At 44.4% G+C, this 24,688-nt stretch carries 21 protein-coding genes; 5 read left to right on the top strand and 16 right to left on the bottom strand.

The window, feature by feature from the left end; translation table 11 throughout:
• The first annotated feature begins 7 nt into the window (after positions 1–7).
• Positions 8–457, top strand: coding sequence for a carboxymuconolactone decarboxylase family protein (locus MZ182_RS09725; protein WP_011919267.1), 450 nt, complete (start codon positions 8–10; stop codon positions 455–457).
• Between the two features lie 68 nt (positions 458–525).
• Here MZ182_RS09725 and MZ182_RS09720 read toward each other — a convergent pair whose 3' ends face one another.
• The 3 genes from MZ182_RS09720 to MZ182_RS09710 form a co-directional block, all read right to left on the bottom strand.
• Complete coding sequence (locus MZ182_RS09720; protein ID WP_011789395.1) at positions 526–1,533, bottom strand: class I SAM-dependent rRNA methyltransferase; 1,008 nt, start codon at positions 1,531–1,533, stop codon at positions 526–528.
• 570 nt (positions 1,534–2,103) lie between these two features.
• Positions 2,104–2,397: a YciI family protein gene (locus MZ182_RS09715; protein WP_011789396.1), complete on the bottom strand. Its 294-nt coding sequence runs from the start codon at positions 2,395–2,397 to the stop codon at positions 2,104–2,106.
• 53 nt (positions 2,398–2,450) lie between these two features.
• Positions 2,451–3,251: an AraC family transcriptional regulator gene (locus MZ182_RS09710; RefSeq protein ID WP_011919265.1), complete on the bottom strand. Its 801-nt coding sequence runs from the start codon at positions 3,249–3,251 to the stop codon at positions 2,451–2,453.
• Positions 3,252–3,331: 80 nt separating this feature from the next.
• Here MZ182_RS09710 and MZ182_RS09705 point away from each other — a divergent pair, with 80 nt between their 5' ends.
• Positions 3,332–4,717, top strand: coding sequence for an SLC13 family permease (locus MZ182_RS09705; protein WP_248068114.1), 1,386 nt, complete (start codon positions 3,332–3,334; stop codon positions 4,715–4,717).
• Between the two features lie 118 nt (positions 4,718–4,835).
• Here the strand turns inward: MZ182_RS09705 and MZ182_RS09700 are convergent, their stop codons facing one another.
• From MZ182_RS09700 to MZ182_RS09650, 11 genes are all read right to left on the bottom strand, one after another.
• Positions 4,836–5,996 (bottom strand): cupin domain-containing protein, encoded by a 1,161-nt coding sequence (locus MZ182_RS09700; protein WP_011789399.1) that lies wholly within the window; start codon positions 5,994–5,996, stop codon positions 4,836–4,838.
• An 87-nt stretch (positions 5,997–6,083) separates the two neighbouring features.
• The gene (locus MZ182_RS09695) at positions 6,084–6,422 is read right to left on the bottom strand and encodes a hypothetical protein (RefSeq protein ID WP_231137059.1); all 339 of its coding nucleotides are present in this window, start codon (positions 6,420–6,422) and stop codon (positions 6,084–6,086) included.
• 8 nt (positions 6,423–6,430) lie between these two features.
• Positions 6,431–6,811, bottom strand: coding sequence for a DUF1801 domain-containing protein (locus tag MZ182_RS09690; RefSeq protein WP_011919263.1), 381 nt, complete (start codon positions 6,809–6,811; stop codon positions 6,431–6,433).
• Positions 6,812–6,955: 144 nt separating this feature from the next.
• A complete protein-coding gene (locus MZ182_RS09685) occupies positions 6,956–7,543 on the bottom strand; it encodes a cytochrome c3 family protein (protein ID WP_011789402.1) in 588 nt (195 codons plus the stop codon).
• An 8-nt stretch (positions 7,544–7,551) separates the two neighbouring features.
• Positions 7,552–8,037, bottom strand: coding sequence for a nitrate reductase cytochrome c-type subunit (locus tag MZ182_RS09680; RefSeq protein WP_011789403.1), 486 nt, complete (start codon positions 8,035–8,037; stop codon positions 7,552–7,554).
• Between the two features lie 10 nt (positions 8,038–8,047).
• Positions 8,048–10,537: a nitrate reductase catalytic subunit NapA gene (gene napA / locus MZ182_RS09675; RefSeq protein WP_011919262.1), complete on the bottom strand. Its 2,490-nt coding sequence runs from the start codon at positions 10,535–10,537 to the stop codon at positions 8,048–8,050.
• 2 nt (positions 10,538–10,539) lie between these two features.
• Complete coding sequence (locus MZ182_RS09670; RefSeq protein ID WP_011789405.1) at positions 10,540–10,797, bottom strand: chaperone NapD; 258 nt, start codon at positions 10,795–10,797, stop codon at positions 10,540–10,542.
• Positions 10,798–10,840: 43 nt separating this feature from the next.
• Positions 10,841–10,999 (bottom strand): periplasmic nitrate reductase, NapE protein, encoded by a 159-nt coding sequence (locus tag MZ182_RS09665; RefSeq protein ID WP_011789406.1) that lies wholly within the window; start codon positions 10,997–10,999, stop codon positions 10,841–10,843.
• Between the two features lie 523 nt (positions 11,000–11,522).
• Positions 11,523–15,398, bottom strand: a complete 3,876-nt coding sequence (gene hrpA / locus MZ182_RS09660) for an ATP-dependent RNA helicase HrpA (RefSeq protein WP_411028098.1) — start codon at positions 15,396–15,398, stop codon at positions 11,523–11,525.
• Positions 15,399–15,498: 100 nt separating this feature from the next.
• Positions 15,499–15,915 (bottom strand): CBS domain-containing protein, encoded by a 417-nt coding sequence (locus MZ182_RS09655; protein ID WP_248068120.1) that lies wholly within the window; start codon positions 15,913–15,915, stop codon positions 15,499–15,501.
• A 122-nt stretch (positions 15,916–16,037) separates the two neighbouring features.
• Positions 16,038–17,069: an isoaspartyl peptidase/L-asparaginase family protein gene (locus tag MZ182_RS09650; protein ID WP_248068124.1), complete on the bottom strand. Its 1,032-nt coding sequence runs from the start codon at positions 17,067–17,069 to the stop codon at positions 16,038–16,040.
• 108 nt (positions 17,070–17,177) lie between these two features.
• On the opposite strand from MZ182_RS09650, the gene MZ182_RS09645 reads away from it, so the two are divergent.
• The gene (locus tag MZ182_RS09645) at positions 17,178–19,043 is read left to right on the top strand and encodes an autotransporter assembly complex protein TamA (RefSeq protein ID WP_011789410.1); all 1,866 of its coding nucleotides are present in this window, start codon (positions 17,178–17,180) and stop codon (positions 19,041–19,043) included.
• Complete coding sequence (locus MZ182_RS09640) at positions 19,040–22,957, top strand: translocation/assembly module TamB domain-containing protein (RefSeq protein WP_248068127.1); 3,918 nt, start codon at positions 19,040–19,042, stop codon at positions 22,955–22,957. The genes MZ182_RS09645 and MZ182_RS09640 overlap by 4 nt, the downstream gene beginning before the upstream one ends.
• Positions 22,958–23,096: 139 nt before the next feature.
• On the opposite strand, the gene rplY is transcribed toward MZ182_RS09640, so the two are convergent.
• The gene (gene rplY, locus MZ182_RS09635) at positions 23,097–23,384 is read right to left on the bottom strand and encodes a 50S ribosomal protein L25 (protein WP_011789412.1); all 288 of its coding nucleotides are present in this window, start codon (positions 23,382–23,384) and stop codon (positions 23,097–23,099) included.
• Between the two features lie 301 nt (positions 23,385–23,685).
• Here rplY and MZ182_RS09630 point away from each other — a divergent pair, with 301 nt between their 5' ends.
• Positions 23,686–24,120 (top strand): hypothetical protein, encoded by a 435-nt coding sequence (locus MZ182_RS09630; RefSeq protein ID WP_014610625.1) that lies wholly within the window; start codon positions 23,686–23,688, stop codon positions 24,118–24,120.
• On the opposite strand, the gene MZ182_RS09625 is transcribed toward MZ182_RS09630, so the two are convergent.
• A complete protein-coding gene (locus MZ182_RS09625; protein WP_011789414.1) occupies positions 24,071–24,619 on the bottom strand; it encodes a DUF882 domain-containing protein in 549 nt (182 codons plus the stop codon). The genes MZ182_RS09630 and MZ182_RS09625 overlap by 50 nt on opposite strands.
• Positions 24,620–24,688: the final 69 nt, after the last annotated feature.

Here is a 24,688-nt window from a genome sequence, read left to right as displayed (position 1 = left end):
GGTTTTTATGTCAGAACGTATACCACACCAACAAATTTATCAGCTACAACCCGCACTATCCCAAGCACTAAATAGTTTAGATAAAGCCGCCGCTGACTCGCAGTTTCCACCATTATTGGTGCATTTAGTGAAACTGAGGGCATCACAATTAAATGGCTGCGCTTTTTGCCAGCGCATGCACGCACAGGAAGCCAGAAGTGATGGTGAAGATCAACTGCGTTTAGATCTGCTTGCCGCTTGGCATGAAATCGATGGAATATTTGATAAACGGGAACGTGCGGCTTTAGTGTGGACAGAAATACTCACCCAAGTTGCGTCGGCCCCTATTGCTGATAGTCAATATGCTCAGCTTGCCGAACATTATTCAGAGAAAGAAATAGTGGATCTCACCAGCTTAATTATTGCCATTAATGGCTGGAACCGCGTTGCTATTGCCTTCCATTTACAGCCCATCTAATTGCAATATAAAAGACGAATAAAAAGGGCACTGACTTTGGTGCCCTATTCGCTTGTATCGCTATGTTGTTAGCTTAACGTCAATGCCACTATTTTAAGCGGATGATTATTATCGAACGAGGGGAAATCTTCATGGGGATCGAGCCAAGTGTGCGCAGTAACTGTACGGCCTTGTTTTTCAACACAGCGCACTAAACTGTCGAACCATGCTTGGCGCTCTACCTTAGCCACATTATTGCAACAGACAATAGTCCCTCCTGATATAGTTGCCAGTAATGCAGGCTTAAACAGGCCTTGATAGTCATTGACGAGATCCACAATCCCAAAGGCACTCTTGGCATAACGCGGGGGATCAAGGAACACTAGATCAAACTGAGTTTGCACCAATTTGGGATAGCTAGGTAATTTTTGATTTCGGCGCCCACCGACACTCAAGCCTGCTAATTGGCGCAGTGCCGGAAACGCATCGCTCTGCACAAACTCGCACACATTCGATACCTGATTTAACGCCGCATTCGCTTTTCCCGTGGCTAAGGCAAAGGAAGAAAAGTCGACATTCATCACCCGAGTCGCGCCGCCAATAGCTGCCGCCGTACCAATACCGCAGGTGTAAGAAAACAAATTCAGCACGGTTTTATCTTGGCTGTGTGCCCGCACATATTCACGGCCAATACGCATATCGAGGAATAACAGTGGATCTTGCCCTTCGTGGCGCAGTTTAGTGCTGAACTTAATGCCATTTTCCTGCATCACCCGCTCAGCACTCGCAATTTCTGCCATTGCGGGTGATAAGATGTTCAATACGCGGGAATGGCCTAATGAACGGTCATTATACACAATCGGCAAATCGGCCTGTTGCAACAAAACAGTGCCGACATCGGTCAACTCTTCGTCGGTTAAGGTCTGATGAAAACTCTGCACTAGCCAAGTATCGCCGTAACGATCGACATTTAAGCCACTTATGCCTTCGACAGTGCCATGGAACACCCGAAAGCAATCGGTTTGATCCTGTTCAGCTTGTTGTAAAAAATCATGGCGTTTCGCCAGAGCCGTCGATAACAGCATTTGAATAGACATAAAAAGCGGGACTCGCGCAGTGGAAACCTGCGTAAGGTTTCAAGAGGGAAAACGGCATAATAGCAAACTAGGTCGCACAATATCGGAGAAATTCACCAAGCCAGTGCGAAATAATCGGCTTTGGCTCGATCTCACAATGTCGCGGTGACCTTAGCATCGAACTCTAAATAGCATTATTGGATATCGCGTTAGATACTACTCATGGTGATCAGTTTGGGATAATCATTACATGAACCTTAGCACTCGGGTTTCTGCTAGGTTAAGTATGCGATTAACTTAAGCCGTTTTCCGAATGCTCTCCCATTCTTAGTGCATTTCAAACTAACTTATGTCAGCCGTTTGCTATTCAGTTCGCTGAATCCTTGAAGTATAAGGCTAAAGCAAGCCGTAGAGTCTTCCTGTGGTAACAGATGCCCATATCGCTGATCCTCTAAAAATACCGTATCCGGTGCTAGCTTTTGCCACTGTGACTGGCAGTCGCAAACGCTAACAAAGTATGGCGAAAATAACTCTTTTGAGACAAAAATCCGACAGTTCCTTACGGCTTAAGCATTTACACGTCATCAAAGATCAAATCACTTCAATTAATGACTCTAATCCAGGCGCTGTCTTCGTTGGTACAAACTCGATCACCTCAAACTCGGCAACATCAGCAATGCTAAATGGGTCTTGGTGCAAAATAGCCTCCAACACCGTTCGAGATTCAGCCTTCGCTAAGATAACACCGCCAGTACGTGGCACCTTGCGGCCCGAGGCGACGAAAGTCCCTGCGGCAAAATGCTCATCAAGATAGGCAATATGGGCGGCTAAATGTAACTCTACTTCCGCAATAGGCTTTTTATAAGTAAGCAAGACAACGAACATAGGTATCCTTTAAATAACTGAAAAAACTAACATAATAGAACAAGTAAAACCGCTTAACGCTTATGTTTTGAGTAATCCTGTGGCGTACAACCAAATTGCATTTTAAAAGCCGCACTGAAACTGCTAACGCTTAGATAACCTAGACTATGCGCTACCCTCGTCGTGCTTTCTCCTTGGGTTAATCGCTCAAGAGAATTTAATAAGCGAAATCTTTGTCGCCATTGCCGATAAGTGAGGCCCGTTTCTGCTTTAAAGAGTCGCTCAACGGTTCGCACACTTGCCCCCCCTATTTCGGCCAGTTCTGTCAGTGAGTAATTAACTTTAGGTTGACGAATAATTGTTTGGATAAGACGACTAAGCCTTGGATCTTTTCCTGCGGGTAAATGAGCATCAACACTATCGAGTGTAGCTAGCTCGTCGATAGCCGCTAAACCAAGCCTAAGTAAGCGCCCTGCCTCCATTGATTCCGCTTCACACAATCTGAGGATAATTTCCCGCATCAGTGGCGTCATGGTCACCATGACCACTTGCTTATTATGTTCTCTGACACTATAGCTTGGGTCAATGTAAAGATTGCGAGTATGAGCATAGGTTTCACTACTGACTTGATGGGACAAATTGCAAGGGATCCAGACCGCATGGGTTGATGGAACCACCCATACTGCACTTTCACTACGAACCCGTAAAATTCCTTTTACAGCCCAAAGTAACTGTCCTCTTGGGTGTGCATGGGGTTCAATACCCGCTTCGGCATCCAAATTACGAGCATGGGTGAGTACAGGCCTATGGGGATCGATGATAAATGCGGCGTTACTGGGTGCTAATAATGTCGCTTTAGGAACAATGTCTGACATATAGCCATCTTAAAACGTCAAGGTAAGTACGCTATCTTAAGATCCCTCTTCTAAGTAGGCAACCCGTCAGGTCTTTGAGTATGAAAAGTGTCAGTAGCGTAAAAAAAATAGCCTTTACTAGTGCATTATTCATCGCCATCTTGTTGGCCGTTTTTCCTCTAAGTGAGTATCCGACGATATTTTCCTATAGTGCTGGCGTAGTATTAGTGACACTGATGTTTTGGAGCACAGGCTTCTTTCCCCCTTTTATGGCAGGTTTGATCTTTTTTGCTCTCGCGACCATTTTTAACCTTATCGAACCAAGTCTGCTTTTTTCTGGGTTTGGCTCGACTGCGGTGTGGTTAATCATTTCTGGTTTTGTGATAGGCAGTGCCATTTCAGAATCAGGGTTAAGCCGCAGAATGGCCTCACTACTTTCACCCATGCTCACTAGCAGTTATCTCTACTTGATTGCAGGCCTTGTCCTGAGTGCAGTACTACTTGGTTTTGTTATGCCATCATCCGTCGGCCGTGCGGTTGTGCTTGTGCCAATTGGCATGGCTTTAGCCGAGCAAGTTGGGTTTGAGCGAGGCAGTAATGGACGAATGGGTATTGCAACGGCCTTAGCACTGTCTTGTAATATGCCAAGTTTTGCAGTGTTACCATCTAATATTCCGAATATGATCTTGGCAGGTTCCAGTGAACGCCTCTTTAACATCAATTTTGGTTATACTGAGTATCTCTTGCTGCATTTTCCAATCTTAGGTTTGCTCAAGTCGATTTTAATAATTACGTTGGTGGTGTATTTCTTTCCTGCACATATTGATAAAAAGTGGCTTAGTAAAGAGAAAGAAACTTATGATCTAGCCATGCAAAGGAAAGTCGCGGTGTTACTGAGCACCACCCTACTGTTTTGGGTAACAGACACACTACATGGTATTAATCCTGCTTGGGTTGGACTTGCAACGGCAATCATTCTGTTATTGCCCAAATGGGGCGTATTAGAACCTAAGCGTTTTAATAGTGCTGTCGATTTTGCTACCGTTATTTTTGTTGCTGCGGCATTAGGACTTGGCACATTGGTCAATCACTCTGGGCTTGGAACTGCACTAGGACAAGTGTTTAGTGAATGGCTACCCTTACAACAGGGTGAATCGTTCCTGAATTTTATGTCCTTATCATTAATCTCTACACTAACAGGTTTAGTTGCCACGGTTCCGGGCGTACCCACTGTACTATCTCCTATGGCAGCGGACTTTGCCGATGCCACTGGTTTCTCTATTCCTGCGGTATTAATGACCCAAGTGATCGGTTTCTCAACGGTGATTTTTCCTTATCAAGTTGCTCCCTTAATTCTAGCCATGCAACTCTCTCAGGAACCATTAGCAAAATTACTCAAAATCACCTTACCTTTAGCAATAATAACGATAGTCGTACTGATGCCAATGGACTATCTATGGTGGTTGTGGCTCGGTTGGATAGCCTAGGGCGTGCCACTTGATTGATTTATTGATTAACACAAACGCCAGCATTTATGCTGGCGTTTTCAATAACAAACGAAATAGACAAAGTAAACGCTACGGCGTTATCCCTCTTAAAACATATTTAAAATGTCTCTTGATCACTAAGATCTTCAAAATACCAATAACCAAGATTCACCCACTCTGTAAGCTGTGCGAGACCGTCGGCATTATCTAACCAAGGCAGTAAAGCCGTTTTATCTAGTTGACTCATATCACAAAGCAGTGGGATTATCCCTGCCAGTTCCACAGGCAATTGATATCGTTCACCATTAATAAATATTGTTCCTTGCTCAACACTGACATCAAAATACAAACAACGTAAACCGCCAAGGCGAATAAGCGGTTGTTCATCGAGCCAAGCGAGCACTTCATCTTGGGTGATATCCAACGGCTCATCGGGTAAGTCCAAGGCACATTTGGATTGGGTGAGATAGCGGCCCGAGAATTCACTCACCAGTTTATCGTTTAACATACTCGTAAGCTGGCTACGTAAACGCGCTAAATCGTTATTATCCACGCAACCACTACGATGTGAAACTTGGCGCTCAGGATCGGCTATCTGCTGTGCACCTAGATCATGTTCGGATAAGTGATCGGCTAAGGCGCTGAACATATCTTTTGCCGAAGCTGTACGGTAACCCACTGAGAAACTAAGTGATTCTTCAAGAGTAATCCCATCATGTGGAAATCCAGGAGGAATATAGAGGATATCGCCAGGCAGTAATTCAGTATCGATAATAGGTTCAAACGCTTCAGTGTGCAGCAGCGCAGGATGGGCTGCAAATTCACGGTGTGGACCGCGATCGCCCACTCGCCAGCGGCGACGACCAGAACCTTGGCAAATAAACACATCGTAAAGATCAATATGTGGACCAACACCTCCACCAGGTGTCGCGTAGCTCACCATCACATCATCAAAGCGCCAACGAGGAATAAAATCAAAACATTGGATTAACGCTTCAGCATCGGGCACCCAGTTATTCAATGCTTGCACAATCAAAGTCCAGTCTCGCTCGCCTAACTTTTCATAGGAGTCAAAGGGACCAAATTCGGCATGCCACTGCCCAGCCTGCTGATAAACACGCCGCGATTCCACTAGCTCATCCATCGCTAAGCCAGCCAATTCTTCTGGGGAGACTAAGTCTTGGAACTGTTTAAATCCTTGGCGGATGACTAACGGTTTTTTCTGCCAGTATTGGGCTAAAAATTCAGCGGGGGTTAAACCATTTATCTCAAGTTGCATGGGATGCTCACGGGGCAAACTGTTATACATAAACGGCAATGTTAACAGGAAGACAATATGAGAAAACTCGATGGGATCAACAAAGCATTAAGTCGTATACCCATGAATAAAAATAAACTCATCGTCTTCGCTCAGCGGTAACAGACCAAGCTGTGCTAGCTGTATTTTTAGCTCAGTCAGGGAAGATGCATTGGCATCAGGCAACCCCGTAGGAAACAGTGTTTTGGCGATCCTAATCGCATAAATAGATTTGTAGCTAATGCGCCGCTGCACAAACAGACAATCTGCAGTCTTAATATCCGATAACACTTGATTTGAGGCTTCATAATCGAGGGGAAAATCCGCTTCACCTACTAGCTGTAATTGCAGATACACACCATGGGAAGCTAATAGCGTGATACATTCACGCCATTTCGTATTATTCATTATAGGATTCATAGCGTTAACTTAAGTGCTTGCCCAATATAGTCGGTAAGTTTTTTTTGGAGTGTTTCATTCGAAATATCACCGTTTGAGAAGATCTTAATATGGCGCCGAAACTTCCCCTTTCCTACAAGTAAGCTGTAGGCATCCTGAAAACTTGCACCAGCACTAAATTCCAATGACACATGTTGTTGATAAGCAAAAATACCACAAAAGGGCTTTGTCGTGCTAAAGAGGATCCCACCGTACTTGATCTCCTCCGTCACTGGGATAGCGGCCTGTTGTGCCACGGCGAAAATCAACAGCCTTAGATCTCGTGCAACTTCAGCCAATGATGGGCTGAGCAAACGAATATCCGCTATGTGCTGCGTAATTGGCGATACATCATCCATAACGAAAACTCCATTGATTACATAATTAACCTTAAGGTTATCGTATTGAGATCCAGGATAAAACAGCCTTGATAGATAAGGGCATAAAAAAGGCCAAGTGTGGAGTGCACTTAGCCTTTGACTGGAGATAAGATGTTAACGAGATTAGAACCCTTCAACCCCCTTCATATCGGGGAGATGATGGGCAATCCCCTTATGGCAATCGATACAGGTTTTCTCACCACTGGCCAGCGATGTGGAGTGCATCTGCGCCGCTCTTGGTGATTGTCTCGTAAAGTCCATATAGGTGAAGTTATGGCAGTTTCGACACTCTAAAGAGTCGTTTGCCTTTAAACGCTCCCATTCATGCTCTGCCAGTTCGCGACGTTTATCCTCAAACTTTTCACGCGTATTAATGGTCCCAAACACTTTGCCCCATACTTCTTTAGATGCCTGCATTTTACGGGCGATTTTATCCGTCCAATTATGTGGCACATGGCAATCAGGACAAGTTGCCCGTACACCACTTCGGTTAGTGAAATGGATAGTCGACTGCAACTCTTGGTAGACGTTATTTTCCATCTCATGGCAACCGATACAAAACGCTTCTTGGTTCGTTGCTTCCAGCGCAGTGTTAAAACCACCCCAGAAGATCACACCCGCCACAAACCCACCCAAAGACAAAAAGCCTAGACTGTAATGGACACTCGGACGATTGAGTACTTGCCAGATCTTTTTCAATTTATCTAACATACTAACTCCTAGTGTTTTTTCTGCTCAATATTGGCTTTAATCAGATGTTCCATATCTACAAAGTCATTTTCGACCAGTAACTTAGCATCTAACTGCGGCACATGGCATTGAGTACAGAAATAGCGACGCGGAGAAAGCTCGGCTAAAAAGTTATTATCCCTATCCATATAGTGCGTCACGCTAACCATAGGAGCTTGTGACTCCCCAGTACGACTTCTGGCATGGCATGCCATACACTTATTAGCTTTAATATCAACCTGATAACCATCTATTTTGTGCGGTATAACCGGAGGCTGCATCGGATAATTACGCACTTCTTTCACATCGGTATTACGCACCTTTTGCATCGCAGGTGGTGTAGGTTCAACATTGATAGGTGCTAAACGCAGCGTATCAATTTTATCTTCAGGAATACTGGTTGCAGACACGTTGACCATGAACAATGAACCGAATGCAAGCAATCCTAACACTCTGACTAATTTGAATGTTTTCATTCTGTACTCCTTATACCTTAACGATCTTCACCGCACATTTTTTAAAGTCAGTTTGTTTTGACAGAGGATCTGTCGCATCTAAGGTGACTTTATTAATGAGCTGGCTAGCATCAAACCAAGGTACAAACACAAGGCCTACTGGCGGTTTGTTACGACCTCGAGTTTCGACTCGTGTTTTAATTTCACCTCTACGTGATACGACTTTCACTTCATCGCCGCGGCGAAGACCACGTTTTTTGGCATCATCTGGGTGCATAAAACAAACTGCATCGGGGAACGCGCGGTAAAGCTCAGGCACACGCTGCGTCATGGACCCTGAATGCCAATGCTCGAGAACACGGCCTGTCGATAACCAAATGTCGTATTCTTCATCTGGCGACTCTGCTGGTGGCTCATAGGGCAGTGCAAAAATTACGGCACGCCCATCGGGATGACCATAAAACTCAAAGCCTTTACCCGCTTTCACATAGGGGTCACTTCCCTCACGGAAGCGCCATTTGGTTTCTTTACCATCGACCACAGGCCAACGTAAACCATGGGCTTCATGGTAAGCTTCGAAGGGGGCTAAGTCGTGACCATGACCGCGGCCAAAGGTCGCGTATTCTTCAAATAATCCCTTTTGGACATAAAAACCAAAATGTTTTGCTTCGTTGTTCAAAAACTTAGGATCGGTATCTGTTAGAGGGAACTTGTCGACGTTGCCATTTTGGTACAACACTTCAAACAAGGTTTTCCCTTTGAAAGAGGGATTTGCGGCCAGCACTTCCTGTGACCACACTTCATCGGTGGTAAAGCGCTTAGCAAATTCCATCAGTTGCCATAGATCCGAATGGGACTCACCGGGTGCTTGTACCATTTGATGCCAGAACTGAGTACGGCGTTCGGCATTACCATAGGCGCCCTCTTTTTCGACCCACATCGCAGTTGGCAAAATCAAATCAGCAGCTTGGGTGGTAACCGTTGGGTAAGCATCGGAGACCACAATAAAGTTGGCAGGATTACGATACCCAGGTAAACCTTCCTCATTGATATTGGGGGCTGCCTGCATATTGTTATTGACTTGCACCCAGTAACAGTTCAAATCGCCATCTTTTAAGCGGCGGTTTTGTTCAACTGCATGGTAACCCGGCTTGGGTGGAATAATGCCGCTTGGGATTTTCCAAATTTCTTCAGCATGTTTTCTGTGTTCAGGGTTAGTGACCACCATATCGGCAGGTAGGCGATGGGAGAAAGTACCCACTTCACGGGCAGTACCACAGGCTGAAGGTTGCCCCGTTAATGAAAACGGACTATTTCCTGGGGTAGATATTTTTCCGGTCAATAAATGAATGTTATAGATAAGGTTATTACACCACACACCGCGAGTATGTTGGTTAAACCCCATGGTCCAGAACGACGTTACTTTCGTATTAGGATCAGCATACAATTTTGCCAACGCCACTAATTTGTCTTCTGAAACACCAGATAATTTACTGACTTTTTCAACCGTATATTCGGCAACAAAGGCTTTGAAGGCCTCAAAATCAATGGGGGTAGAATCACCTGCTGTTTTGACATTTTTTGCTTTTTGTTCAAGTGGATGGGTTGGACGTAAGCCATATCCAATGTCCGTTGTGCCCTCACGGAAATTGACATGTTTTTTAACAAAGTCCCAATTCACTTTATCGTTTTGAATAATATAGTTAGCGATAAAATTTAGAATGGCTAAGTCAGTTTGTGGGGTAAAAACTATCGGTAAATCGGCCAGATCGAAGGAGCGATGTTCAAAGGTTGACAGCACGGCAACTTTGACATGATTTGCACTCAAGCGGCGATCGGTGACGCGGCTCCACAGAATAGGATGCATTTCAGCCATATTTGAGCCCCATAGCACAAAGGCATCGGCAGCTTCCATATCGTCATAGCATCCCATAGGTTCATCGATACCAAAGGTACGCATAAAACCGACCACGGCTGACGCCATACAGTGACGAGCATTAGGATCGATATTATTTGAACCAAAACCCGCCTTCATTAATTTAACGGCGGCATAACCTTCCCAAATCGTCCATTGGCCAGAGCCAAACATCCCAACGGCCGTTGGCCCTTTTGCTTTAAGGGTTTCTTTCCATTTTTGCGCCATGATATCGAAAGCGCTATCCCAACTAATGGGCGTAAATTCACCATGCTTATCGTATTTACCATCAGTCATCCGCAGCATAGGCGTGGTTAAACGGTCACTGCCATACATAATTTTTGAAAGGAAATAGCCTTTAATACAGTTAAGGCCTCGGTTCACTTCACTATTGGCATCACCGTGGGTTGCTACCACTTTGCCATCGCGCGTTGCCACAATAACGGAGCAACCCGTACCGCAAAAACGGCACGGGGCTTTATTCCACTCTAATTTTGTTTGTTCTGAGCTGGTAATTAAGTTGCTGGCACCCGCGGGCAAGGCTAAGCCTGCTGCACCTGCGGCTGCAATGACGGCATTGGCTTTAATAAAGTCACGTCTATTCATGTTCATTCTTCACCTTCTTTGAGCACTTCACTCTGGTGGTAAACCATAGTGGCGGATAACACGCCAGGAATGGCATTAATTGCTTCTATGCTGTCCATCAAGGCACGTTGAGAGTCACCTTCAAGCACAACAATCAATTTCACATCGTTGTTAACGGAAAGTTCGGCATTTTCTATTGTCAGAATATGTTGTCTGACGTCAGCCATTTTCTGTGGTAATACTTGCACCACTAAACTGGTGATATGAAGTTCTTTACTCATGCGACATTTCACTCTTAACTCATTGTTATTATCAGCTTTTAATTTAGCCAGCACCCGGTGGGCCCGTTAAAATCTGGCTAAACCAAATCGCAAAGCCAAGGCCACTGACCAATACCACTGTCAATAACGGGGCGAGAAATACGGTTAAAAAGATAAAGATCTTCAGTTCTAAGGATTTTTCTTCTGCGGTGTTAGCACTCATGCGTCCTCCAAGAGGGTTATTCCTTCACGCTAACGAATGGTAAAGCTCGTCAATGGCAGGAATTTATATGTATCTGTTGCATCTTTTTTCTACAGGAGGATCATACCTTTATGCTGTTAACAAAATGTATACCTCCAAATCGGTAAAGCCCTTGATGCTTGATCCAGATCATTAATTTGACGATAGATTTAGTTAGATCATGCTTTTTAATCCATTTAGCAAATTACCAGCGAATCCGTTAAGTGCATTTACCTATTAAGATGAGGGGCGAGATGACTAAAAAAGAGGAAAAACACACTCAAAGTGTTGGGTATTCAATGGGCGTAACCATTAAGGAGTAGCCAAACAAGCCAACTGGTAAGCATTTGATTTTAAATAATTTACAGGGAATTTTGTGACAGCATTAAACAGATATGCAGATTAATGTGCAATATCAACTAATGCTTAATGGGATTTAAGATAAAAAACCGAGCAAAGTGGCAAACTTGGCTCGGTTTAGTGTCTTTATTCTTTGAATTTGCGGTTAACCCTGTTGAATATGATTCAAAATCCGTTTTTCAGAGATGGGATAGGCAGTACCTAACACCTGCGCAAAACAGGACACTCGATATTCCTCAATCATCCATCTCGCCTCGATTAATGTCTGTGGCGTTGGCACAGATCGTGGCACCTTAGCTAACTGCGCCGCTAAGATCTCTTGTACTTTGTTGATACTTTGCATATGCAAACGGTCGCGAGTCGGATCGACGGGTAATTTATCGATACGTATCTCAATGGCTTTTAAATACCGCGCCACATCGCCTAGACGGCTCCAACCACAAGCTTCGACAAATCCCTTAAAGACTAACTTGTCTAATTGGCTTTGAATATCACTCATAGCAAAAGCAATATCTAGGCTAATTTTGCCCTTAAGGCGCTTTTTAATGCCCTGATATAGGGTCAAAATCTGCTCAACCTTCAAGGCGATTTGCTCGGCAGTAGGATTAAGTTCTTGGCGAACCCAGTCTTTTGCCTGCTCAAATTGCAGTTGATCACGCACATCGAGGGCCTTTTCATCCAACAACTGTTGTACTGCAGCGGCAATAATATCGTCAATCAAGATTTGCACTTGGCCAAATGGATTGAAATACATGGCTAATTTGGCCTTATTGGGCAAGGCTTGTTGCAAATGTTTCACTGGCGATGGAATATTAAGCAGCAGTAAACGCCGTAAGCCCTGACGGTGTGCATCTTGGGCCTCTAATTCATCATCGAATAATTTGATTGCAACACTGTCTTTATTATCGATGAGCGCTGGAAATGCCCGTACTTGATAGTTACCTTTCTGCTGTTGATACTGTTTGGGTAACTCACCAAATGACCACTCTGTCAGCGCTTCTTTTTCTATGCCTTTATCTGCAACTTGACGAATGGCCTTAGCGACTACGCCTTGCAGCTCTGCTTTTAAGGTATCGAGCACTCGCCCCTCGGCAATGAGCTTATGTTTATCGTCTTCGATTTTAAAATTCATTTGTAAATGCAGTGGGATCTGCGTTAAATCAAAATCTTCGGGATTCACACGTGTGCCACTCATACGCAATAACTGCTTACACATGGCCTCAAGCAAACTGGCACTAAAGGCCACCATAGCCTGCACACAAGCACGGGCATAATCAGGTGCCGGCACAAAATTACGCCGCAAACTCTTAGGTAAGGATTTAATCAACGCGATACATTTTTCTTCCCTGAGCCCCGCCACCAACCAGTCAAAATCCATTTCATCGATTTGATTGAGTAACACCACGGGAATGTGCACTGACACCCCATCGTCCGCGGCACTGGGCTCAAAGTGATAACTGAGTTTGAGGCGTAAATTGCCTTTGTGCCAAGTATCAGGGAAATCCAATGCCGAGATATGATCCGCACTGCGTTGCATCAACAGGGCTTTGTTAAAATCGAGTAAATCTGGCTGCTCGCGTTTAGCCTTTTTCCACCAGCCAAAAAATAGCTGAGCATTGTAAATGCCCTGTGGAATGCGCGGCTCATAAAAATCCATCAAGACTTGCTCGTCGACTAAAATATCGCGACGGCGGGATTTATGCTCTAAGGATTCGATATCTTCGAGCAGTTTTTGATTTGCGACAAAAAATGCTTCTTGGGTTTGGAGTTGCCCTTCTGCCAAAGCGCTGCGGATAAAAATCTCCCGCGCTTCAATAGGATCGATGGGGCCGTACTGTACCTTACGTCTGTGTACTATGGTCAAACCATAGAGCACTTGATTCTCAAGGGCGATAACGCTGCCGGGTTTTGCTTCAAAATGCGGCTCTACATAGCTTTTCTTAATCAAATGTGCGGCTAAGGGCTCAAGCCATTCTGGCTCAATTTTGGCGCAGCAACGGGCAAATAGGCGCGAGGTTTCGGTAAGCTCAGCCGCCATAATCCATTTAGGGCCTTTTTTTGCCAGTGGTGAACCAGGGAATACAAAAAACTTGCGATTACGGGCACCTAAGTACTCGTTATTATTATCTTTAAAACCCACATGGCTCAATAAGCCCGACAAGAGCGCACGGTGCAAGGTATCGTAAGTGGCTGGTGTATCGTTTAAACGCCACTTTAAATCGTGCACGGCTTGCTTAAGCTGAGTATATAAATCCTGCCATTCACGCACTCGCAGGTAGGCTAAGTATTCATCACGGCATTTTTTGCGGAACTGGCTGGCAGAGAGTTCTTTTTGTTGATCTTTTAAGTGCTGCCACAAATTTATCCAACTGACAAAATCAGAATGTGGATCGGCAAAACGGCGATGGGCTTCATCGCTCGCTTGCTTCTTATCCATAGGCCGCTCGCGGGGATCTTGAATCGATAAACCGGCCGCAATCACTAACACTTCGTTTAAGCAGCCCAGTTGGTGACTTTCAACCACCATTCTTGCTAAGCGCGGATCGACCGGGATCTGTGCAAGTTGTCGTCCGAGTGGTGTTAACACTAATTTACCATGTTGATGCTTAACGGCTTGTAATTCCTCAAGCAATAAAAAACCATCTCGGATATGACGTGGATCCGGTGGCTCAATAAAGGGAAACGCCCCAATATCACCAAGACCAATCGCGAGCATCTGCAAAATCACCGAGGCTAAGTTAGTGCGCAAAATTTCAGGATCGGTAAACGCCGGACGATTATTAAAATCTGCCTCATCGTATAAACGAATACAAATCCCCGGCCCCACTCGGCCACAACGTCCTTGACGTTGATTAGCACTCGCCTGTGAAATAGGTTCAATCGGCAGGCGCTGCACCTTGGTACGATAGCTATAACGGCTGATACGCGCCGTACCAGGATCAATCACATAACGAATACCGGGCACAGTCAATGAAGTTTCTGCCACATTGGTGGCGAGCACAATCCGCCTGCCTCGGTGGCTATGAAACACTTTGGATTGTTCGCCATAGGATAGGCGAGCGTAAAGTGGCAAAATCTCTGTATCACGGTAATTACGACGGCTTAATTGCTCCGCGGTGTCGCGTATTTCCCGCTCGCCGTTCATAAAAATCAGTATATCGCCAAGTCCTTCGGCGACGAGTTCATCGACCGCCGCAAAAATGCCTTCGATCTGATCCAGATCGGCATCCGTATCCTGAACAAGCGGGCGATAACGGGTTTCGACAGGAAACATTCGACCCGATACCTCAATAATAGGTGCATTGTTAAAGTGTTTAGAGAACCGCTCAACGTCAATGGTCGCCGATGTAATGATGACTTTTAAATCTGGACGCTTTTTCAGAATTTGCTTGAGATAACCTAAGATAAAATCGATATTGAGGCTACGTTCGTGGGCTTCATCAATGATGATAGTATCGTATTGATCTAAATAGCGATCCGAGGTTAACTCCGCCAGTAAAATACCGTCGGTCATTAATTTGATATAAGACTCACTTTTTAAAGCATCGGCAAAACGCACCTTAAAGCCCACCACTTCACCCAGTGGACTCTGTAACTCTTCGGCAACTCGGCTAGCGACACTGCGCGCAGCTAAACGGCGCGGCTGCGTGTGGCCTATCATGCCACGGCAACCTAAGCCTAATTCCAGACAGATTTTAGGTAACTGAGTCGTTTTACCTGAACCCGTCTCACCCGCAATGATCACCACCTGATTACCCGCTATGGCTCGGGCAATCTCATCGCGCATTAACGATACAGGAAGATTTTCTGGGTAAGTAATTTTTGGACGGGCGTTACGGCGTTGCACAACCTTTTCAAAGGCCGTCTGAGCTTGCTCAGTAAGCTGTGCTAATTGGTGCGTCTTTTTATCGGAATCCGCTTCTTTATTCAGTTTAAATAAGCGACGTCGGATCCGCGACGCGTCGCTCTGATAGCAAAGATTGAGGAAAGCGTTCGAGAGCGGATGTTTATCAGAGTTCAAAACCAAATTCCATTGCTAGCATCAAAAACCGCGATCCTAGCAAGGAATGTGGTGCATTGGTATTGCTAATTTGCTGAAACTGAAACCGATGTAGTACAAATCAGGCCGGTGCCAAGTAACATTGCTGCATATAGACGTTCATTGCCTTTAACACATTTGTACGATTGATAGTGCCTATCACTTTACCCTGATCTACTACAGGGTAAGTTTTAGGTTTAGCTCCCAGCATCTGCTCTGCAAGCTGTAAGATGCTGTCATCTGGCCCGACAAACAAAACCTCAGTACGCATGCAATCCTTTACAACGGATGTCATATCACAATGGTAAGTGCTCTTAAGCATCACGGCGAGGCAGTCTTGTTGAGATAAAAACCCCACCAGATTGCCATTATCATCGACCACTGCGGCGCCCATTTTATGATTTTCTAATAGTTTTTCGACAGCAGTAGCAAGCGACATATTAGCACGGAGTAACACGGGTTGACGGTCCATATGATCGCGGATTTTGATTGAGTCCATAGTATTCCCCTTAATTAGCCTTACGCTTAGAGTCTAGTCAAAATCTTACTAGATGTAATGGATTCATCTCGACTGACCGTTTACCACTGTGTGGCTAGGTGCATTTCCCGTGGATGATCAGGTTATTGATCTTGCCAAATCATCACTTGTGCAGGCTCACCATTACTGCGAGTCGCGCGGTACATTCCTTCCGTATTAAAAGGCGTTGCGATATTGCCTCGATGATCCACAGCAATCACACCACCAGTTCCACCTGCAGTGATTAAACGTTGATTAATCACTTCATCTGCCGCTTGAATAATCGACTTTTGTTGATATTTTACTTTGGCGCAAATGTCACCTGCGACTAAGTAGCGAATAAAATATTCGCCATGGCCCGTTGCTGAAACCGCGCATACTCCATTTTCAGCATAGGTGCCCGCACCTATTACGGGTGAGTCACCAATACGACCAAACCGTTTTGCTGTCATGCCCCCCGTCGATGTGCCTGCCGCTAGATTGCCTTGTTTATCTAGGGCTACCGCACCGACGGTACCAAATTTATAATCGAGATCTTTCATCTCAATGCCTGCAATTTGCGCTGATTTTTCGGCGGCCTGTAGCTTTTGTTTAGCATCAAGCAACTGTTGATAACGCTCCTCAGTATCAAAATAGCTGTTTTGCACTAAGGTAAACCCTTGGGTGAGAGCAAACTCCTCTGCCCCCGGCCCCGATAACATCACGTGCTCGGACTTATTCATCACGGCTAACGCTAAATCGATGGGATTAGCAATATGACGAACCCCTGCAACCGCGCCAGCATTCATGGTTTTGCCATCCATAATAGAAGCATCTAGTTCGTGGCCACCATCAAAGGTATAAACAGAACCCACTCCCGCATTAAACAAAGGGCTATTTTCTAATACATTGATTGCTGTTTGTACGGCAAGCAGGCTATCTCCGCCTTGCTCTAATACTTTAGAACCTTTATCGACAGCTTCCTTTAACTTATCCTTATATGCTTGACGTTGTTCAGGAGTGAGATTGGCCTTAGAAATCGTGCCCGCTCCGCCATGGATAGCGATTGCGAACGGTTTATCATTAGCGTTGGTGTTATGCGACATAAAAAGTACACTCGAGATAATTAAACTAAAGGTGGCTAATTTTATTTTCATTATTTACATCCCCTTAAACAGTAGCGTCCTTTGTAACCATTTCAATGACTAATTTCAATCATCTCCTTGCCTGTTGCTTTCATTCTGGCGACAATAAAGGCACATCACATGGAGCATAAAGTGCAGCGATTCTTGCAAATCACCTCATTATCTTTTCGTCTTTATTTGCTTGTTGGCCTGAGTCTAGTGGCATCAGTAGCGACTGCCGACAATTTTTTGAAATTATCTGTCTCTGGTGTTGATGAAGCACTGCAACGTAATATCCTGGCGCATTTAGGCTCTTTACCTGACTCAGATGTCCAACGCCGAGCCTTTTTATTTAATGTCGAGGACAATGTCACTACAGCCTTAGAATCCATGGGGTATTACCATGGAAAAATTGAAGAAAAGCTGATTGAAAACGAAAAAGGCCCATGGGAACTAAAACTGACAGTGTCTGCGGGAGAACCCACTAAGATTCAGTGGGTAGATATCAATTTTTCAGGTGAAATGCTTAATGATCGCGCTTTCGATCAATGGTTATCTCAAGTCAATATCAAACCCGGCGATACCTTAAATCACGGTCATTACTCTGAATTAAAGTCCCAACTTGTTGCCCTCGCCCTCGCCAGAGGATATTTTGATGGCGAGTTCACACAATCACAAATTAAGATCAATCGCGATATTAATACCGCTCAAATCAGCCTACATTTCAATTCAGGCCAGCGCTATCGTTTTGGACAAGTGAGTTTTGATGGGCATACGTTAGAACCGGATATTTTAACTAATCTCATTCCCTTTAAAGAAAATGCCTCCTATTCGACTCGTCGGGTCAGTTCCCTCAATCGCCAATTACTGGACACGGGCTACTTCGCCAATATAAAAGTAATCCCACAAATTGATTTAGTTGAGGATAACCATATCCCTGTTAAGGTTGAGTTAACGCCTAAGGCAAGCCATTCAATTGAACTGGGTCTGGGGGGAGATATAGGCCAGAGTGCAGATAATACTTTTGACCCAAGGGTTCGAGTCACTTGGCGTACTCCACAGATTAACAAGTATGGTCATTCCCAAGAAACCAGTTTGGAATGGTCACCCGATCGTCCTAAGTTTTTAACCACCTACACCATTCCACTCACACATCCCTTGGATGATCAACTTAAAATCCGCTTAGGATTATTGCGTGACAAATATGGTGTTACCCAAATTTATGAGCCAGAGAATCGAGATTTTCGCAATACAGGCCAACTTGAATCAACGAAATATTTACTTGGATTGCTTCGTCAACAACGGCTTGATAATCAATGGTTAATGAGTTACTCACTCGATGCTATTCGTGAAGAATATAATCAATCAGACACTGATTATTTTCCCACTTTCTATCTCGCTGGAATTAACTTTTCTAAAACAACCCGAGGAGATAACTCTCTCGATCCTAAATCGGGTTTTAGACAAATCTATAGTCTCGACTATGCCGATCCTTATTTAGGTTCTGAGACTCGTTTAGCACGATTACAAGCCAAATTTAAATGGATTGATACCTTCTTTGATAACCACAGAGTCGTTGCACGTATCGATTTAGCGGCGAACATTGCCAATGAAAATGAACTGGCTTTTATTCCGCCCTCACTTCGTTACTTTGCAGGTGGCGATCAAACCGTACGCGGCTACGGGTATCAAGAACTCGGCCCTTATTTAGATTATATCGATACTGACGGTAGTACGAATCGGGAAGTTATTGGTGGCCGTTATTTAATGGTCGGCAGTTTAGAATACCAATATTACCTCACGCCCACTTGGCGGCTCGGCACCTTTATCGATGCGGGAAACGCCTTTGATAATAATCAGTTTGAACCTGTTGTTTCTGTCGGTGGTGGTATTCACTGGATATCTCCTATTGGCCCAATAAAATTAGATTTAGGAATAGGCTTGAAAGAAACTGATACCATTGAAAGGTCATGGCGGATCCACTTAACCATGGGGACTGAGCTATGAGCCACTCTAAGGTTAATGATAAAACCAACGAGCAAGTTGATGTGGCATCAATTGATTCAGCAGGATCCGCTCAATCTGTTCCTGTTTCGGGATTACAACGTATTTGGCGTGCATTTAAGCTCGTTACGCGCATTATTGTCTATGTGCCATTAACCGTTTTAGTGCTTATCGCACTATTAATTGGCACTGAGATGGGCTCAAGGCTCAGCATTGGACTAGCCAATCAATTCGTTCCCGATCTTGAACTCACGTACACTTCTGGCGCGATTAATAAAGAGCTCAACTTAGCTCACGCAGTTTGGGCTATGGATGGCATTAAAGTACAACTTGAAGCGTTGCACCTTGCTTGGCAACCTACTTGTTTACTGCAAAAACAATTATGTATAACTGCACTTACCGCAGCTAAGGTTGAGGTGCAAATTGACACAGAGCAGCTTGTATCTGATCCCGCCGACGCCTCTTCCGAAATAGCAGGTATTGATGATGCAGAGTCACAATTAACACTTCCCTTTGGGATTATTCTCGATACCGCCCAGCTGATGGCAGTGAACGTACAACTAGATGGAATGCACTTTGCTGCCAATAGTATTGAGACTAAAGCCACTTGGCTTACTAAAGGACTCACAATAAAGCAGCTCAGTAGCGAGGGGCTGTCAATATTAATTCCACTTGATGACAGTTCCAATACTACAACAAATACAGCAGCATCAAACGCTTCACCCAATGCATCAATAGATTCAGTCGAGTGGGCGCTAGCCCAATTACCCCCAGTGTTTATGCCTTTCCCTGTGATGGTAGAACAACTGAACTTAGAAAACACCACCCTTGAAATCGGTGATCGTAAAGACGTCTTTCGTCATGCTGCGCTACAGGGAAGTTTCCAGCAATATCAACTGACCTTAACGCACCTTCTGCTTGAGCATACCTATGGTCAAGCAGAAGTGGCCGGAACGCTTAATCTTGAGAATGACTACCCGCTTTCCCTTGATATTAATGTCACACTCCACCAAGTCGCAGAGTTACCCGAGCTTAGCGGACAGGAGCTCACCTTAAAACTCAGGGATAGCCTAGGCCAACTGCGTATTAATGCGCATGCAAAGGGCGATGCAGAGTTTATCCTTGATGGACAAATTGAACTCAAAAATCCAACACTGCCCTATAAGGCTAAACTGGAACAAGCACGCCTACAGTGGCCATTACAAAGCGCTGAGTATTTTGTCAGCAACCTGAGCATAGATACCCAAGGTAGCCTTAATAAGCAGAATGCGAAGATACAAGGACAACTCATCACGCCGTTTAATAAAGTGCTTTCTATTGATACAGTGCTTCAGCATCAGGATTCAAAACTGACTATTGATAAGCTCAATGCCAGTGGTGATATAGGTACTGTCGCGCTAGAGGGTGAACTTAATTATCAAAAAGCCATCAGTTGGAAAGCTACGGTACAACTGGATGCCATACAGCTTGAGGAGTTAACCCTTCCACAGACAGAGTCCGCCGACGCCATTCATTTGCCAAATAGCCTAATAAGCGGAAAACTGCACACCACAGGCAAACTCGATAATAACCGCTGGCAGGTCGCACTAACAGAGACGACACTCGAAGGTACACTTCAGGGCTACCCATTTGATATTAAAGGTGATATTAGCCTAAATGATGCACTTTATGTCAGTTCTAAAGGGCTCAATGCCAACGCGCTCGGTGCAAGCCTAGCGCTCAAGGGCGAAGCCAATGCCAACTGGGATTTACAGGGTGAATTACAAGTACCCGATTTGGGGCTTTGGTTACCTAAAGCCAGTGGTCAATTGCAGGCGAATATACATGTGGCTGGTGATGCTAAACATCCACAATTAGAAGTCACTGCACAATTGGTCGATCTTCTCTATCAAAATATCAAATTACAGGAATCCACCCTTAAAGCTTATTACAAACCGTTAGAGCAACATGAATTTGCCGTTTCGCTTAAATCTAAAGCGCTGCACTTAGGCGAGCAAGTGCTCGACACTATAACCCTAGGCAGTAAAGGGGATATTAACACTCAAAAGTTAACCCTAAATGTCAGCGGTGATTTAGGGTTAGATCTCAGTCTAGCCAGTCAATTTGACGAGAAGAAATCACGCCTGCAAGCCCAGATTAATCGACTCAATCTTTTAACACCGCTTGGACTGTGGCAATTGGATAAGGATGTTAGTATCGGTTGGGATCAAAACAAAAGTCAGGGTAATATCACTCCCTTCTGCCTCGTTAATCCCAATAGTCGGTTATGTTTAAATAACCAAACTGTGCTTGGACAAACTGGCGACGCCCAAATCAGTTACTCCGGAAATCCTGGCAAACTACTCGCTCCCATATTGCCTGGCAATATGAACTGGGATGGTAATGCAGCATTATTTGCTAATTTCGCCTGGGTAAAAGGTCGCAAGCCCACTGCCGATCTGACGCTAAATTTTGCGCCTGGCAGTATTCTGTTGAAACGAGCTAAAAACCGTGAAGTCACCATTAATTACCAACAATTAGCTTTAAACACCACTCTAGATGCTAAACGCCTTGTTTCATCATTGAGTTTTGAATCTGAAGGAGTGGCAAGCTGGCAGAGTGAAATAACAGTGAATGTCACGCCAGATCGCACTCTGTCTGGTTATGCCACGATTAAAGAGATCAATCTACAGCCATTAGGTGAGTTTTTTCCTCAGTTAAATACTATCGAAGGCCAACTGACCAGTAAATTAAACTTTGCCGGCACACTTCAAGATCCTGAGGTGTCAGGAAATATGTCACTCACTGAAGGTGCCCTAGCCCTTACCGCAAACCCAACTCTCATCAATAAAATCGATATGTCGATGAATCTTGGCGGGCAGCAAGCCGAACTGAAAGGCCGCTGGATGATGGGGAATGGCCTAGGTCGAGTATCTGGTAATCTACGTTGGCCACAAGGGCTATTTAGCGGAGAATTGGCTATAGAAGGCGATAAACTTGCCGTGATCCAGCCTCCCCTAGCCATTCTCGACATATCACCTGATCTCACCTTAAGTTTCAGTAGTGAACAACTAGAGGTCAAAGGTACCGTCAATGTTCCTTCCGGAAATATTAAAATCGTTCAACTTGCCGAAGGCGGTGTTGCACTATCCGAGGACGTCGTTTTTAATGATTCAATTGCCGCAGCTCAACCTAAATCCAGTCCTTATGCCATAGTTGCAGATCTTAATATTAACGTAGGCAATGATCTTAGAGTGGATGGTATGGGACTTAAAGGCAAGCTGCAGGGAACACTTAAACTACAACAACAAGCATTTCGCCCCCCGCTCTTATTTGGTGACATAAAAGTGCGGCAAGGAAGTTATAAATTTATGGGACAAACACTGAATATCCGCACAGGAGAAGTACAGTTCGTTGGCCCAACCTCAGTGCCAAATCTCAATATTGAGGCTATTCGAGAGATCAAAAGCGAAGACTTAATCGCTGGAGTCCGCGTAACAGGCACGCCCGCCAGACCGGTAGTAACACTCTTTTCCAATCCAGCAAAAGAGCAAGCAGAGATCCTGTCATACATTATTAAAGGCAGTGGTTTTAACAGCACCAATAACGAACAAAATAACTCCTTAATGATGGGAGCTGCCTTAGGGTTAAGTTCACAGGTAGGTGGTGGAGCAATCAATAATATCGGTAATACTGCCACAGGATTGATTGAAGAATTTGGTTTTTCAAACGTCCAACTCGATACGAATGATGAAGGACGAGTAGCAATAAGCGGTTATATTGGCGAGAAACTCATGGTGAAATATGGCGTTGGTGTCTTTAACCCTGGCTATGAAATGACCGTTAGATATTATCTGCTATCGCAATTATATCTTGAAACTGTATCAGGTACCCTAGGGCAATCCCTTGATATCTATTACAACTTTAATATTAAGTAATTCTGGTCAGCTTTAAATCTGTATAAGACATAACCAAAGCGCTCTCTATTACAGATAGGAACAGAGTACTCACCACGAATGCAGAAACCAGCCACAAAAAAAGCGCCACAGAGGCGCTTTTTTGCTTCAGTTACGGCAATTAAGCGTAAACGAAGTCAACATGTTCGATGATTGGCTTGAACACGTGGCGTTGCATAGCTTGTGCACGAACACCCACTTCTTTACCGTCTAAAACGATAGTTACTACAGAAGTGTAGAAGTCTTCGTTAGCTTGGATGTTAATAATGTCTTTGTGTTCAAAAACAATAGAAACAGGCTCTTTGCCTTGGCCATAAATAACAGCAGGAACTTTACCAGCATGGCGTAGGCGGCGGCTCGAACCTTTCCCTATTTCAGTGCGGGTTTGTGCTTGGATAGTGTAAGACATGTGTTTCTCACTTAAATTTTAGAGTAAAAGTTGCCATCATTTTCGACCAATGATGGCGCATATAAAGCGCGCGCATACTAACACAGTAGGCCACTGCCGACAAGAACAGCATTCTCAAACAAGAAATAAAGCGTGGTTGTGAATAACAAAGATAATTTACTGAATTGGGAAACTTGTATCTTAGCTGTTACACGGGAGAAAAGGTCTTGATCTCAAACCAAAAACACGAGATCTAGATCACATTTGCACCTAAACAAGCCTGCTAAGCTCGGGCAAATTTTGATAACTGATGTGCTTTAGCATGCGTCACGCGCTGTATTTATTACAACAAGAAAATCGACTTTCATGCCAACTCGCCCGTGAACTCGTGTCTCTTATCGAAACCGTTCCTTATCAGCAAACGACTCTCGAATTAAAACTGCTAGAGTTACTAGCCTGTACTCAACAAAAAAATCACAGCTTAATTCAATTGATGCAAACAAGAGGATCTACTGAAGTTGAATCTCAAAGACAACGACAATTCCAATTTTCACAGCGTTTAAGTCAACTAATAAGTGATTGGCAACAACATCGAGAAATGAATAAGCTTGATCAACAATTTATGCCACTTCTAAGGTATTATCTGTGCGAATCACAATCTTTAGAACATGCATTTTACGACAAGATCATTCAACAAATTAGCCAAGCTACCAACGCCTCACCGGACCACAGTCAACGTGCACAAAACCAGACTTAGGATAGTAACCCACACCACCTAATTTCAATGAAAGTGCTGCATCTCTCAGTGTTTTCAAGTTCACACTAGGAATAGCAATATCCATCGCCATGCCCTGCATGTGATAACTTTTCTTTGCCACTCCACCACTGTTATTTGCGAGCATACCGTTAGTCTTTGGTGATCGGTAACCTGAAATCACGTGGATTTCATCATCCACATTCAGTGTCGTTTTTAATGAATAGAGTAAATCAAATAGGCGTTTATCCATGGGAGCCGCAATATTCTGACGATGATCCCGCAATAACTGGCTAAAATCAGCTAACACTTCACTTTGGTAATGTCCATCAACCCAATAACTACCATCGTTACGCTCCCCCGTATGCCTATTATAAAGGCTTAACTCGCGGATCCCTTTGGTCGAACGACTCGCAGCGGCTTTAGACGGGAGTAATGAATACAATGCCACACCACCTAAGCCTAATAACAACTGCCGACGGGCAGGACAAATCAAAGTCACATGATCACCATTTGTTCGATTTTTGCACACTAGAGAGGCAAACTATACTGAATTAACGCTGGGATCAAG

Source organism: Shewanella sp. JNE2 (assembly GCF_023159115.1).
Classification (GTDB): Bacteria; Pseudomonadota; Gammaproteobacteria; order Enterobacterales; family Shewanellaceae; genus Shewanella; species Shewanella putrefaciens.
The sequence above is the reverse complement of the archived record's forward strand: the minus strand, read 5'-3'. Positions and strand labels throughout refer to the sequence as shown.

Coding starts and splice junctions, on each gene's coding strand:
- MZ182_RS09700 (WP_011789399.1), bottom strand. CDS start 5,996: ATGCAACTTGAGATAAATGGTTTAACCCCCGCTGAATTTTTAGCCCAA.
- MZ182_RS09685 (WP_011789402.1), bottom strand. CDS start 7,543: ATGTTAGATAAATTGAAAAAGATCTGGCAAGTACTCAATCGTCCGAGT.
- MZ182_RS09715 (WP_011789396.1), bottom strand. CDS start 2,397: ATGTTCGTTGTCTTGCTTACTTATAAAAAGCCTATTGCGGAAGTAGAG.
- MZ182_RS09665 (WP_011789406.1), bottom strand. CDS start 10,999: ATGAGTGCTAACACCGCAGAAGAAAAATCCTTAGAACTGAAGATCTTT.
- MZ182_RS09720 (WP_011789395.1), bottom strand. CDS start 1,533: ATGTCTATTCAAATGCTGTTATCGACGGCTCTGGCGAAACGCCATGAT.
- MZ182_RS09670 (WP_011789405.1), bottom strand. CDS start 10,797: ATGAGTAAAGAACTTCATATCACCAGTTTAGTGGTGCAAGTATTACCA.
- MZ182_RS09640 (WP_248068127.1), top strand. CDS start 19,040: ATGAGCCACTCTAAGGTTAATGATAAAACCAACGAGCAAGTTGATGTG.
- MZ182_RS09630 (WP_014610625.1), top strand. CDS start 23,686: ATGCGTCACGCGCTGTATTTATTACAACAAGAAAATCGACTTTCATGC.
- MZ182_RS09650 (WP_248068124.1), bottom strand. CDS start 17,069: ATGAAAATAAAATTAGCCACCTTTAGTTTAATTATCTCGAGTGTACTT.
- MZ182_RS09705 (WP_248068114.1), top strand. CDS start 3,332: ATGAAAAGTGTCAGTAGCGTAAAAAAAATAGCCTTTACTAGTGCATTA.
- rplY (WP_011789412.1), bottom strand. CDS start 23,384: ATGTCTTACACTATCCAAGCACAAACCCGCACTGAAATAGGGAAAGGT.
- MZ182_RS09725 (WP_011919267.1), top strand. CDS start 8: ATGTCAGAACGTATACCACACCAACAAATTTATCAGCTACAACCCGCA.
- MZ182_RS09655 (WP_248068120.1), bottom strand. CDS start 15,915: ATGGACTCAATCAAAATCCGCGATCATATGGACCGTCAACCCGTGTTA.
- MZ182_RS09695 (WP_231137059.1), bottom strand. CDS start 6,422: ATGAATAATACGAAATGGCGTGAATGTATCACGCTATTAGCTTCCCAT.
- MZ182_RS09690 (WP_011919263.1), bottom strand. CDS start 6,811: ATGGATGATGTATCGCCAATTACGCAGCACATAGCGGATATTCGTTTG.
- napA (WP_011919262.1), bottom strand. CDS start 10,537: ATGAATAGACGTGACTTTATTAAAGCCAATGCCGTCATTGCAGCCGCA.
- MZ182_RS09680 (WP_011789403.1), bottom strand. CDS start 8,037: ATGAAAACATTCAAATTAGTCAGAGTGTTAGGATTGCTTGCATTCGGT.
- MZ182_RS09645 (WP_011789410.1), top strand. CDS start 17,178: ATGGAGCATAAAGTGCAGCGATTCTTGCAAATCACCTCATTATCTTTT.
- MZ182_RS09710 (WP_011919265.1), bottom strand. CDS start 3,251: ATGTCAGACATTGTTCCTAAAGCGACATTATTAGCACCCAGTAACGCC.